This is a genomic window from Pseudomonas alkylphenolica, assembly GCF_000746525.1.
In the GTDB taxonomy this organism is placed as follows: Bacteria; Pseudomonadota; Gammaproteobacteria; order Pseudomonadales; family Pseudomonadaceae; genus Aquipseudomonas; species Aquipseudomonas alkylphenolica.
Genome location: NZ_CP009048.1, coordinates 2,460,048 through 2,473,305, shown reverse-complemented (window position 1 = coordinate 2,473,305; position 13,258 = coordinate 2,460,048). Strand labels below are relative to the sequence as shown.

General features: G+C 63.4%; 8 protein-coding genes. 4 read left to right on the top strand and 4 right to left on the bottom strand.

Annotated features, from left to right (window positions below):
* Positions 1-3: 3 nt before the first annotated feature.
* Both PSAKL28_RS11420 and PSAKL28_RS11415 read right to left on the bottom strand, forming a co-directional pair.
* Positions 4-1,149, bottom strand: coding sequence for an acyl-CoA dehydrogenase family protein (locus PSAKL28_RS11420; protein ID WP_038616536.1), 1,146 nt, complete (start codon positions 1,147-1,149; stop codon positions 4-6).
* 114 nt (positions 1,150-1,263) lie between these two features.
* Complete coding sequence (locus PSAKL28_RS11415; protein WP_038610257.1) at positions 1,264-3,975, bottom strand: winged helix-turn-helix domain-containing protein; 2,712 nt, start codon at positions 3,973-3,975, stop codon at positions 1,264-1,266.
* Positions 3,976-4,142: 167 nt separating this feature from the next.
* On the opposite strand from PSAKL28_RS11415, the gene PSAKL28_RS11410 reads away from it, so the two are divergent.
* From PSAKL28_RS11410 to PSAKL28_RS11395, 4 genes are all read left to right on the top strand, one after another.
* Positions 4,143-4,916, top strand: coding sequence for an enoyl-CoA hydratase/isomerase family protein (locus tag PSAKL28_RS11410; RefSeq protein WP_038610254.1), 774 nt, complete (start codon positions 4,143-4,145; stop codon positions 4,914-4,916).
* A 48-nt stretch (positions 4,917-4,964) separates the two neighbouring features.
* Positions 4,965-6,209, top strand: a complete 1,245-nt coding sequence (locus tag PSAKL28_RS11405; protein WP_038610251.1) for a thiolase family protein — start codon at positions 4,965-4,967, stop codon at positions 6,207-6,209.
* An 85-nt stretch (positions 6,210-6,294) separates the two neighbouring features.
* Positions 6,295-7,215, top strand: a complete 921-nt coding sequence (locus PSAKL28_RS11400; RefSeq protein WP_038610249.1) for an SDR family NAD(P)-dependent oxidoreductase — start codon at positions 6,295-6,297, stop codon at positions 7,213-7,215.
* An 83-nt stretch (positions 7,216-7,298) separates the two neighbouring features.
* A complete protein-coding gene (locus tag PSAKL28_RS11395; protein ID WP_257011881.1) occupies positions 7,299-8,870 on the top strand; it encodes an AMP-binding protein in 1,572 nt (523 codons plus the stop codon).
* Positions 8,871-9,108: 238 nt separating this feature from the next.
* Here the strand turns inward: PSAKL28_RS11395 and PSAKL28_RS11390 are convergent, their stop codons facing one another.
* Together PSAKL28_RS11390 and PSAKL28_RS11385 are read right to left on the bottom strand one after the other, a co-directional pair.
* On the bottom strand, positions 9,109-11,304 hold the full coding sequence (locus tag PSAKL28_RS11390; RefSeq protein WP_038610243.1) for an RHS repeat-associated core domain-containing protein: 2,196 nt from the start codon (positions 11,302-11,304) through the stop codon (positions 9,109-9,111).
* Positions 11,288-13,168: a hypothetical protein gene (locus tag PSAKL28_RS11385; RefSeq protein WP_038610241.1), complete on the bottom strand. Its 1,881-nt coding sequence runs from the start codon at positions 13,166-13,168 to the stop codon at positions 11,288-11,290. The genes PSAKL28_RS11390 and PSAKL28_RS11385 overlap by 17 nt, the downstream gene beginning before the upstream one ends.
* Between the last annotated feature and the right edge of the window lie 90 nt (positions 13,169-13,258).

Here is a 13,258-nt window from a genome sequence, read left to right as displayed (position 1 = left end):
CACTTACAAGTTGCGCGCGATAATCACCTTCTGGATATGGCTGGTTCCCTCATAGATCTTGGTCACCCGCACATCACGGCAATAGCGCTCCACCGGGAAATCGCTGAGGTAGCCGTAGCCGCCATGGATCTGCAGCGCTTCAGAGCAGACCTTCTCGGCCATTTCGCTGGCGAACAGCTTGGCGATCGAGGCTTCCTTGGCGCAGGGCACACCGGCGTAATGCAGGCGCGCGGCGTGCAGCATGTAGTTCTGCGCGACCTCGAACTGGGTAGCCATGTCGGCCAGGTCGAACGCCACCCCTTGCAAGTTGATGATCGGTGCGCCGTAGGCTTCACGCTCTTGCGCATACTTCACTGCGGCCTCCAGCGCAGCACGGGCGCCACCCACGGCGACGGCGGCGATGCCGATGCGCCCTTCAGACAGGGTCGCCATCAAACGCTTGTACGCGGTGCCCTCTTCGGCCAGCAGGTTGTGCGCCGGTACCCGGCAGTTGTCCAGCTGAATCGCGGCGACGTGAGCGGAGCGCTGGCCCATCTTGCTTTCCACACGGGTAACGATGTAGCCAGGCTCACGTGGATCGATGATGAACATGCTCGGACCTTTGCGGCCCTCCGCAGTCTCGGTGCTTGCGGCAATGGCAAAGGCGATCCCGGCTTCGTTACCGTTGGAGATGAACTGCTTGCTGCCGTTGAGCACGTAATGGTCGCCATCACGCCGCGCCGTGGTGCGAAACGCCGCGGTGTCGGAACCGGCCTGCGGTTCGGTGAGCAAACCGGCAGCGATCAGTTCGCCGCTGATCATGCCCGCCAGGTACTTGGCCTTCTGCGCCTCGGTACCGAAGCGGTGGAGCATGTCGGCCATGCCGTTGTGTACATGCAGGATAGTGGCGAAACCGGCGTCTGCCGCCGCGAACTCCTCGATGCACAGGCAGTATTCGGGAAACGACATGCCGGCGCCGCCGGACTCCTCGGGAATGTGCATGCCCAGAAAGCCCAGTTCGGCCACCGCTTTCAGCTCGGCGTGTGGCCAGGCACCGGTACGGTCGCGTTCGGCGGCGGTGGCACCCACCACTTCTTGCGCCACCTTGCGGGCGGCGTCACGGATCATGATTTCCTGCTCGCTCAGGAATGCTGCAGATGTATCGCTCATGGTCTTCCTCTTGAACCGGGTCGGATAGTCGTAGCTGACCTGAGCATGCGGGCTGGCCCCGGCCATGCGCGCCTATCCTCTCGGGAGGGCGCAGCGGCCGCCGCCAGCGTCCAGTCACTTGAGCACGCCCTGCTGGCGCGCCAGGGTAATCGCCGCATAGCGGCTCGAGACGCCGAGTTTGGCGAGGATGTTTTTCACGTTCCACTTCACCGTGCCGAAGGTGATGTTGAGCGTCAGGGCGATACGTTTGTTCGACATCGCCTGGGCCACCAGCCCGAGGATTTCCAGCTCGCGGGGGGTCAGGCTGGCCCGTGGCGAATCGACCGTGTTCCTTGCCGCACAGGCCAGCGGCGATGGCGCCTGCACAGGCGTTTCGCGACTCAACAGGGCTTGCACGTACTCGGCAACAGCCGGCTCCCAGGCGATCGCATCCTGGTGCCTGGCAAGCAAGCCAAGCACGCCCTGGCCTTCATCGAGCACGGTGCGCACCAGGCCCATCCGCGCGCCGGCTTCCAACGCCTGCTGCAGGCTCACCAGCAGCGCATCCGTCTGCCCCAGCAACGCATGCACCTGAACGCTGAGCAGGTGCGCCCTGACCCAACTGCGGCCACGTGTCGCCTGTTCGACGTAGGCATGGATAGCCGGCAGCGCCTCCAGTGCCGACTGCCCGTCATGCCCGGCCAGCGCCAGACGCACGCGGGACAACGCCACCAGGTAGTCGATTTCGCCACGTGCTTCGGCATGCGGGCGCTGCGCCGCCGCCAGGTTGGCCAGACGTCCTGCCACCTCGGCGGCACGGCGGCTTTCGCCTTGCAGCACCAGCACCCGCACCTGCTCGGCCAGGATCAATGCCAGCAGCCGGTCCAGCCCCAGTACCTGAAAATGCGCGCCTTGGGTGTCGAGGAAGCTCAGCGCCGCCTGAGGCGAGTCTTGTTGCAGGATGATGCGCGCGCGGCAAATCGAAGCCCGGCCCATCACATCAGGCATGGATGAACGCAAAATGCCGCTGCGGTTGGCCAGCACGCGCAGGGCGTCATCGAGGCGGTCCAGTTCGTAATAGGCGTCGCACAGCGTGGCGGCGCACAGGTTGGCAGACACCGACCCGCGCCCATAGGCCTCCTCGGCCCGGGCGATAACGCTTTCGCCAATGCTCAGGGCCTGGCGGGCATTGCCTTCCTTGAGGCGGGCCAGCGCCTGCGTGCTTTCAAACACCATGGCCATGTCGTTGGCACGGTCTTGAAGGTCGATCGGATACTGTTCATGCAGCTTGCGCGCATCTGCCGCACGTCCGACGGAAAGGTAGGCGGTGGCCAAACCGGAGAAGCTGATGTAGCGCAACGAGCGGTTTTCCAGAGGCGCCTGATGGGCCGCCTCCAGCAAGCTGATGACCCGCCGTGGCTGGTCGAGCTGCAGAGCGATTGCCGCGTCGGCGAGCACCAGTTTCGAGGAGATCGCCGGATTGCGCGCGGCCTCGCTGCGGCGCATCTGCTCCAGCCAGCGCTGGGCCTTTTCCGGGCGGGCGGTGAAGGCGTAGGTCAGGCAGCCGGTGATGAACAGCTGGGGATGCGAAAACAGGGTGTCCTGCGGCAGCCGCTCAAGCAGGCTCAGCATCGGGCTGATATAGGCCATGCTCCAGGTGCTGGACGCGGCCTCCTCCATTGCCTTGATCGCATAGTCGCGATCGCCGCCGAGGTTGGCGTGGCGTACCGCTTCGACCAGATACTCCTGTTCGGCGAACCACTGGCTCGCACGGCGATGCAGCGCCTGAACCGCACCCTCCCCACGGGCCGCCAGGCGCTGGGTGAGAAATTCGCCGAACAAGGGATGGAATCGGTACCACGGCGTGCTGTCATCCGATTCGATACGGTAGATCAGCAGGTTCTCGTCCTCGGCACGCTTGATCATCTCCGGGGCATGGCGGTTGGCGCTGACGAACGCCCCGAGGTCGGCGTTGAAACGCCGCAATATCGAGACTTTCTCCATGAACTCCAGCAACTCCGGCGACAGGCACACCAGCACATCCTCGGCCAGGTAGGCCTGCAGGTCAGCCGAGTTGCGCAGGATCGAGCGCAGGTGCGCACGTTTGCTCGGACGCACCCGCAACATGGTGGCAATCGGCTGCAGGCTGGCCGGCCAACCGCTGGTGAGGTCATGAATCAGCCGCTCTTCGTCGGCGCTGAGTACCAGGGTGCTGAGGTTCTGCTTGAAAAAGTCGCGGGTTTCGTCGGTATCGAAGGGCAACTCGACGGTATCGATCTCGACCACGTGGCCCTGCATGCGCAAACGTCCCAGGCTCAGCGCTGGCGTGGAGCGCGAGGCAATGGTGATATGCAGGTTGGCCGGGCAATGATCCAGCAGCTTCTGCATCAAGCGGTGGGCGGCTGGCGACTCCACATGATGAAAGTCATCCATCAACAGATGCAGTTCTTTGTCGATGCCGTGTGCGGCGTGGGTAACGATGGCGATCAGGGTGTTGATCGACTGCTCGCTGCCATCGCTGTGCAGCCAGTCCTGTTCGATGGCAATCCCCAGACGCTGCAACGCTTCGAGCAAATACGAGAGGAAGCTGCCGAACTGCCGGTCGTCGAGGCTGAACGAGATCCAGGCCACGTCCAGCCCGGCCTTCATCAGTTCCAGACGCCATTGCGCGAGCAGGATGGTCTTGCCAAAGCCTGCCCCCCCGGTAATCAGCGTTGCGCTGCACGGCTGCGACTCGCGCAGGCGGCCCAGCAGCTGGCTACGGACAATGTGCCGAGCGTTCAGGCGCGGTGGCGAGAACTTGGTGGCGACCAGCAGATCGCCGGCGTTGATGACATTTGTATGCATTATTAGAGTCTCCGCCCGTGGCAGTGTTGCCTGGATGTCGCCCGCATCCTGCAACAGACACCAGGGTGGGCGCCCCCGTCCGCAAGGGGGGGGGTGAGGCCCTGAGGCACTCGCGTAAGTTCCAATTCAGACAGAAACGTCAATTGCAGCGTGATTGAGGATTGGAGATGAGCGAGTCCGTTTCTTTTGAAATCAAGGGCCAGGTGGGCTGGATCACCTTGACCCGGCCCAAGGCCATGAATGCCCTGAACCGTGAAATGCTGGAGGCCATGACCGCCCGCCTGCACGCCTGGGAAAACGACAACCAGGTCCGCGTGGTGGTGCTGACCGCCACCGGCACGGCGTTCTGCGCCGGCGCCGACCTCAAGGCCGGTGGCACCCCGCTGCCAGGCGAGAAAGACCTGCTGGACACTATCGTCACCTTCTTCGATACCTTGCGGGTGTTCCCCAAGCCGGTCATCGCCGCCGTCAACGGCCTGGCCCTGGCCGGTGGCCTGGAAACCGTACTGTGCTGCGACCTAGTCATCGCCGCCCAGAGCGCGCGCTTCGGCGATGCCCACTCCAACTTCGGGGTGTTCCCTGGCGGTGGTGGCGCGGCGGTACTGCCACGCAAGATCCCGGAGAACATCGCCAAGTACATGCTGTTCACCGGTGACGCCCTACCCGCCCAGGACATGAAGACCTACGGCCTGGTCTGCGAAGTGGTCGCCGATGCCGAGCTGGTCGAACGCGTTCAGGCCCTGGGCGACAAACTGGCGCAGAAGAGCCCGTTGGTACTGCGCAAGATGAAAAAGGTCGCCGACGAAGCCGGTGACAAGTCGCGTGCCGATGCCCTGCGCCAGGAACTGCTGGAGCTGCGCAACCACCAGCGCTCCTACGACATGGCCGAAGGCGTGCGCGCCTTTGCCGAGAAGCGCAAGCCTGATTTCAAGGGCTACTGAGCCGGGCGCCCTGCCCCCCCCCTTACTTCTGAACAATTCGAGGCAACGATGGAAAACGTATACATCGTCGGCGTTGGCATGACCGCCTTTGGCCGGCACATCGACAAGTCCGTCAAGCAACTCACCGCCTGGGCGGTGGAAGACGCGCTCAAAGACGCCGGTTGCGAGCGCAAGTGGATCCAGGTCGGCTTCTTCGGCAACTGCACCCAGGGCCATTTCGATGGCCAGCACATGATCCGTGGCCAGGTGGCGCTGCTGCCGCTGGGCCTGGACGGTATCCCGATCTTCAACATCGAAGGCGCCTGTGCCTCGTCGAGCCATGCCTTCAATCTGGCGGTGACCCAGCTGCAGGCAGGCGCTGCCGAGGTGGCCCTGGCGGTCGGCGCGGAAAAGATGTTCTACAGCGACAAGGCAAAAATGTTCTCCGCCTTCGAATCGGCCTGGGACATTGAAACCTTCGAAGAGAACAAGCACTACCTGGCCGCCATGGGCCAAGGCGTGGTGCCGCCTGCCGGTTCGCAATCGGAGAAGCCCTACAGCCCGTTCATGGACGTCTACGCGGCCCTCGGCCGTGGCGGCCTGATGGAGCGTTATGGCGTGACGCAACGCCAGCTGGCCGCCGTCGCCTCGAAGAACCACGGTCATTCGGTGCACAACCAGCGCTCGCAGTACCGCAACGCCATGAGCATCGAGGAAATCCTCGCCGCGCCGCCGATCACCTACCCGATCACCCTGCCGATGTGCTCGCCGATCTCCGATGGCGCCGCTGCGGCGATCCTGTGCACCGAGTCGGCGCTGAAAAAATACGGCTTCGACAAAAACCGTGCGATCAAGGTCCTGGCCAGTGTGGTGCGTTCCGCCTCAGCCCGCGCTGCCGACGACTACGAAAACGGCTGTACCCACCTGGCCGGCAAGGCCGCATTCGAACAAGCCGGTATTGCTCCGCAGGACGTCGATGTGGCCGAAGTGCATGACGCCACCGCCATCGGCGAGCTGCTCGCCATCGAGGCGCTGGGCCTATGCGAACCGGGCATGAGCGGGGTCATGGCCGAACGCGGCGACAGCGCCCTCGGCGGCCGCTTGCCGGTCAACCCGTCCGGTGGCCTGGAGTCGAAAGGCCATCCGATCGGCGCCACCGGCATCGGGCAGATTTTCGAGCTGGTCGAGCAACTGCGTGGCAACTGCGGCCCGCGTCAGGTAGAAGGTGCGCGCATTGCCCTGCAAGGCAACGGCGGCGGCCTCTGGCGCGTGGAAGAGTCCACCGAGCATGTCGGTATTTTCAGCCGCGCCTGACCTTTATGGGGAACGGCGACTCAGGGGAAACCACGCACTTCCTCCGCCGTTCGCCACCTATTATCAATAACAAGAGGAAAACACCATGACCATTCGCTTCGATGACCGTGTAGCCATCGTCACCGGCGCCGGCAACGGCCTGGGCCGCGTTCACGCCCTGAACCTGGCCGCCCGTGGCGCCAAGGTGGTGATCAACGACTTCGGCGGTAGCCGCGACGGCTCCGGCAGCTCTTCCGACGCGGCCCTGGCTGTGGTCGAAGAAATCCGCCAGGCCGGTGGCACTGCCATCGCCAACGGTGCCAACGTGGCCGACTACGAGCAGGTCCAGGCCATGGTCAAACAGGCGGTAGAAGCCTTCGGTCGCGTCGACATCCTGATCAACAACGCCGGCATCCTGCGCGACAAGTCGTTCGCCAAGATGGAGATGGCCGACATTCAGGCGGTGATCAATGTCCACCTGATGGGCTCGATGAACTGCAGCAAAGCGGTGTGGGAGCTGATGCGCGAGCAGAACTACGGGCGCATCCTGATGACCACCTCGGCGGCCGGCCTGTTCGGCAACTTCGGCCAGGCCAACTATGGCGCGGCGAAAATGGCCGTGGTCGGCCTGATGAACATGCTTGCCATCGAAGGCCGCAAGAACAACATTCTGGTCAATACCCTGGCGCCGATGGCCGCCACCCGCATGACCGAAGACGTCATGCCGGCCGAACTGCTGGCCGCCAGCCGTCCTGAGCAGGTCACCCCGGGCGCGCTGTTCCTGGTCAGTGAAAACGCACCGACCAAGCTGATCCTCGGCGCCGGTGCCGGCGTGTTCAGCGCCGTGCGCATGGAAGAGACCGCGCCGGTGTACATCGGCAACGACGAGCTGTCGCCAGAGGCCATCGAGGCGCACCTGGAGCAGATCACCGACTGGAGTAGCGCCGTGCCCCGCGATGACGCCAACCAGCAGGTGAAGGTCTTCATCGACACCGCCCTGCAGGCCATCAAGGCTCAGCAGGCCTGAGCTTGCGCGGGACAGGGCTCGAGATAAACGTGCGATGATGATCGCAACGGGCGTGCAGCCACACGCCCGGACGGAGAATAACCATGACAATAATGAACTTCGCACACACGGTCGGTAACCTGGCCGTGCGTTTCGGCGACCGGGAAGCCCTGGTCAACATCGAGCGCAATCGACGCTATACCTTCCGTGAGCTGCACGCGCTGACCAATCGCATTGTCAACATGCTGCGCGAGCGTCTTGAACTGCGCCGCGGCGATGTCTACCTGTGCATTCTGCAAAACGACAACATCTCGCTGTTCCATGCCTGGACCGCGCTCAAGGGTGATGCATCGGCAGCCTACACCAACTATCGCGACGCCTTCGAAGAGCATCGTTGGCAGGTGGAGTTTCTGCGGCCGAAAGTGGTGTTTATCGAGAACGCCCTGATCGATCGCTATTTCGACCTGCTGCATGGCCAAGGCATCAAGGTTGTCTGCATGGACCCTCCCGCCACCCCGCGCGAGGGTCTGTGGTATTTCTGGGACCTGCTTGAAGGCGTCCCGGATCACAACCCCGGCATCGACAACGACGTACAGCAAGACGCGCTGGTCTATCGCTTCACCGGTGGCACCACCGGCCAGAGCAAATGCGCTGCCTACACCATCGACAACTGGATGGCGCTGCGCGATTCGATGTACCTGGAGGCTGAACAGCCTTACCAGCCCGACACCCGTTTCCTGCACATGGCGCCCATCAGCCACGGCTCCGGCCTGGGACTGTTGCCAACCTTGTTCCGTGGTGGTTGCACCCTGACCCAGAACATCCCGGACCTGGCGCAACTGTGCCGCAACATCGAAGCAGAAAAGGCCACCATGACCCTGCTGGTGCCGACCATGATCTACCGTCTGCTGGAATTGCCCGAAGCCAGGGACTACGACCTGTCCTCGCTGCAGACCATGGCCTACGGTGCCGCACCGATGAGCCCGACAAAACTGCGTCAGGCCCAGGAGCGTTTCGGCAATATTTTCATGCAGATCTACGGCGCCACCGAAAGCCTGCATGCCGTTGCCCTGCTGAGCAAGGCCGATCACCTGACCGAGAACGAAAAGCAGCTGTCTTCGGCCGGGCGCATCGCCGTCGGCGCGGAGATCCTGATTGTCGACGACAACGGCCAGGAAGTGCCGCTGGGCACCACCGGCGAGCTGTGGGTGCGTTCTCGCGGGACGATTGCCGGTTACTACAAGAATCCTGAAGGCACGGCCACGGAGTTTCACAACGGCTACTGGAAATCCGGCGACATGGGTTACATCGACCCACAGGGCTTCCTGTTCCTGGTTGATCGCAAGAAAGACATGATCATCACCGGTGGTTTCAACGTCTACGCCATCGAGGTGGAAGCAGCGCTCAATGCCCACCCGGCGGTGTCCAATTCGGCGGTGGTCGGCATTCCCCATGAAGAATGGGGCGAGGCGGTGCATGCCGAAGTGGTGCTCAAAGCCGGTGAAAGCGTTTCAGCCCAGGCGTTGATCGAGCATGTGAAAGGCCGCCTGGGGCGGTTCAAGGTGCCCAAGTCGATTCTGTTTGTCGACGCGCTGCCGGTCAGTGTGGTGGGCAAGGTGTTGCGTCGCCAGGTGCGGGAAAAGTACTGGAAAGACAAGGCGCGTTGCGTGTCCTGACGCGCCTTGGTTCGTTAAGAAACCCCTTCGTTTTGTGCCCTGATGTCCCCTTCCGTCCTTGGTCAGGCGGGGACATCGGAGCTTTTTTTTCTACGAAATGTGCCCGCGCAACGATCCTGTTGCGTTGAAAACAGGCGCGGATGCTCATTGACAACCCGTCAAGTCGAGTTCGACGCCGGGCATGCCTCACCTGTTTTCACCTGGCCTGATCGCCGCTCGGCGACATTTCGTAGCAACCCTAAGCCGGCAAAAACCCAAGACCGACTTCCTTAGCGCCCCCATGAACGACGTACTTAGTAACGCCCGTATCAACCGCTTCAAAAAACCACTTCGCAGACTCTGGCATGTGCGTGACCGAAGCTTGCACCTTGGCCTTCCAGCCGGTCAGCACCTGGAGTTTCTTTCCTGTTAGCATTTTTTGCAGCCCGTCACTCTCAACGACGGTGAGCTTATGGGAGACCAAGTCGCCCAGGACATCCGTCACCTTGGCCTGTTTAGCCGCGGTCAGGGCTTTTGCACTCGCCTGGGAGGCTTTGGCGGCCTTGCTTGCGGCACGCACATAACGACCTGTTCGCACAAACCCGTTGCTGCCCCATACCAGCAGCGTTTTCCAAGCAGAGCGCAGGGCATTTCTGGCCATACGCGCTGCCACCGTGACCGCGGTGCGCAACACCGAGGCGGCTTGCTTGAAGGCGCCGACAAAGTTGCCGATGGACAACACCCCCACCACCACCGAGGCAGTCGACAGTTTCTTCGACAGCTCAGGGTTGCTGTCCTCCAGCATTATCGAGGCAACCTCCAGCCCCAGCGACACGACACTCAGTGCAGTGAGCGCGGCAAACACCAGCATCGATGCCGTGCCGCCAGTAAGAACCGAAGCCGCGATGCCAACCACCGCAATTACGGCGGAGGTGCCAATGCGCCGCCAGCGATCGCCTACCGGGAAAGGTTGGGTATCGCGCAGGCTTTGCTCAAGGCTGGCGAGCATCTGCGACTGGCCCCAGCGGCTGATCATGATCGCACCGCTGGGGTCGTGCAGGTTGACCGGGTCCGGGCAATGCACGTAGTCGTTGATCCCGCCCTCGCCGAACGGGCTCAGCCAGTCCGGCTGGGCGTGACGGTACAGGCACGGGTCATAGCAGCGGTAGCCGTTGCCGGCGTGATAGCTGCCAGTCACCGGGTCTCGACGCATGCCGTTGTAGCCCAAACTGATGCCAGTCGTGGCCTTGCCCGCACCGAAAGGCAGCAGCGGGGTCAGCTGCAACCCCGCGTCGCTGTACTGCCCGGCAACCCCGCACTGCGGGTCGTCGATCAGCCAGCTCACGGTGTTGTCTTCATATTCGGCCAGGCCCGGGCTGATGCTGCGTTGGCGGCTTAATGCGCCATCGGCATCGAACCAGTCTTCGCCGATCAGCGTGTCACCGGCATAGCGCAACTCACAGGTACTCTTGTCCTTGGCCACGTACTGCGCGGCCAGGCGCTGGTAGCCATCGTAGGCGTAACGCGCCAGCACGCTGCCGCCAGTGTCGCTGACCTGGGTCAGTTGCCCGCCGGCATTGTAAGTGAGCTTGCGGGTTTTGCCATCCTCGGTCAGGTAGCCGTTGCCGTTGTGTTTCACCTCCACCACCTGTTTATCGGCGGTGACGCTCTTCAGGCGCGTGGGGTTGCTGGCATCGTAGGCAAACGTCTGGGTGCGCGTTTTGTCGTCACTGTAGGTGGTGATGCAGGTTTGCAGGTTGCTCAGTGCATCCCAGGTGAAACGCTGCGCCTTGACCGCTTTACCCTGGTCATCACAGGGGCGGTGCCGGGCATCGGCGGCGGTGCAGGTGTAGCCAGTCAAGCGGTCGAGTGCATCGTAAGTAAACTGCTCGCTGCGCACCAGGGCACCCGACTCACGGCTGTGTTTGGCAAGTAACTGACCATCACCGCGCCACTCCAGCTGTTGGGCGAACACTGCCTGGCCGTTGTGGCTGAAGGTGCGCAGAGTTTCCTGGCCGAACACGTCGTGCTCGCTGCTCACCTGCCACTGCGCGCCCGAGCGCTTGGCGTGTACCCGGCGCTCCACCAGCCGGCCCTGATCGTCATGGCGGTACAGCACGTCCTCATGGTCATGCCAGCTGCGCAGCGGGCGGTCTTGATGGTCTGAGAACACGCGCTGCCAGTGCCCGTCAGCGCGCAGCGTGGCTACCGTCTGGCCGCGCAGCGTTTGCCAGATGCGGCCGCTGTTGGTACTGCGCGGCGTGGTCTCGTCCAGCCGTTGCTGACCCGGCAGCAGGCTGGCGGTCAGGCGGTGCTGCCAGAGCCCGGCCTTGAACTCCGTACCCTGCGCCGCGCCGGCGTCGCTGGCCAGGGTGGTGACCGAGCCGCTGCGGCTGAAGCTCGACAGGGTCTGGGTTCCGGCCTGGTACTTGCCACCGTCACCGGTTTCGGACAAATCCAGCAGGGTGTTGTCCGGGAGGGTCGCGGGCGGCGGGCGGCGTGAATTTGACCTCGGTCAGGTTTTGCCACAGGTAGCGGTCGTCCAGATAGCCCACATGGCCGACCGTCAGTTGCTGGGCATCTCGACAGGCATCCGGATAGTCCAGCACCAACTTGAATTCACGGTGCCCACGCCCCTTGCCCCAGATAACCGTGTCACTGCTGACCGTTTTCACCGCGATGTTGCTGTCATAACGTATGCCTGGCTTCGGATAGCAGTCCACCACCCGATAGCCTTTAGCCCGCGCTTGATCGCTGAGGCGAAAAACCAGTTCATCCTCAGAATGTCTGATTTCCAGCAATACTGAGCCCTCAGGCTGGGTATAGGCGTACATCTTGACCTCGGACCGCCCCCACACACCCTCAGTAGAAGAACTGTCGGGCAACTCGTCCGTAGCCAGCAGGTACTTGCCCAGCCGATCAGCCGTCCACTTGCTACTGTCGCCAAGGTTCTGCAGTTCGAGCAACAGCCCGGCAAACCGTGGCTGCCACAAGCGCCAGGCGCCCTGCCCTTGCCCGGCGCGGTCCAGGCTGGCGTCAGCGCCTTCACGCCCCGCCAGCATCTCTGGCCATTTATCGCCAATGGCTGTGGCCAGCGCCGCCTCCCACGCGCTCTGGTCGCTCAGCTCTGTGGGCTGAAACACCTCATGCCCCAGCAACTGCTGACTGTACGGATGACGCACCGTCACCAGCACCGCATCGTTGACGCTGCCCCAGACCGAATCCAGACGTGGCCCGGCCACCCAGTTATCACCCGCCGGCAGCGAGGTGAACAGGCGCACGCCCTCGCCGCGTTGCCACAGGGTCAGCTGCGTGGCGTTGGTTACCCCCGTCGCGGCGGGCGTCGGTAGCGCCGCGCTGGCGAGCAACCAGCTACCCAATGGGGAGGCATTGAGCGCCGCTGCCCAGGCGCCCAGCCATTTGCCCGCCGAGCATTGCGCCGCTGTCGGGGTCCAGCTGAAGCTGTCCAGCAAGCGATGTGAGTACGCATCATAGGCCCACGCCTGCACGGCCTGCCCGGCTGTCAGCGCCTGCGCGCCTTGTACCACCTGGCCCCCCCACCACTGCACCTCGGCCAAGGTCACGCTCAACCCGGCGCATTGCGCCACCCAGAACGCATTGCCCTTGGCGGCGGGCGTCACGGTGCCGGCCTCGGCATTCAACACCCCGGCCCGCAGCAATCGGCTCTTGAGGTTGAGCTGCGTGCACAGCGCTTCGGACCAGGCCTTGCCGGTCTGGCCGCTGCCGGGGGTGAAGATGTGCTGTTCGTACAAGTGCTGGGTGGCGAGGTCGCGGACCTGCAGGCACAGGCTCTGCCCGCTTGCCAAAACGTAGTCGTCATCGCAGGCCAGCGCCTGCACCTGGTTGTTGGCAAACGGCGCAGTGCTGAAGGCACGGTAGGCGTTGCGGCACCACAAGCGCAGTTGCACCGCGCCCTCGCAGGTCAGCGCGCCTTGGTCGTTCCAGCCGCCAGCGCTGAGGCCCCTACCGTGCTCGACGATGTACTGCGCGAAGGCTTGCGGCCATTGGTTGGCCTTGAGTGCGCCCTTGGTGGCCGTATAGTCGACGCGCACCATCTCGCCGTCGCGCTCGCGGACCTGGCAGGCACTGATCACCTCGCCTTCGACCAGGTCACGCCCCGCACGAATCGGGCAGAGGCTGTGCCAGCCTCTGTCCAGCGAGCCCAGACGCTGCAGCTCGAAGCCGTCCATGTCCGGTACGTAGCCGTCGGGCTGGGTGGTGATCTTGAAGGGGACGGCGGTGGGCGGGATGTGCTTCAGAGCAAGGGTAGAAGCGGAAGCCGTGCTTGCAGTGGCCATGGCGAATCTCCTTGAGGGCGCTGGAAGGAGGGCCGGTGGCACATGCAAGCAGCATCCCTGCAAACGTCTGGCCCTTCCGATGGCCTATCA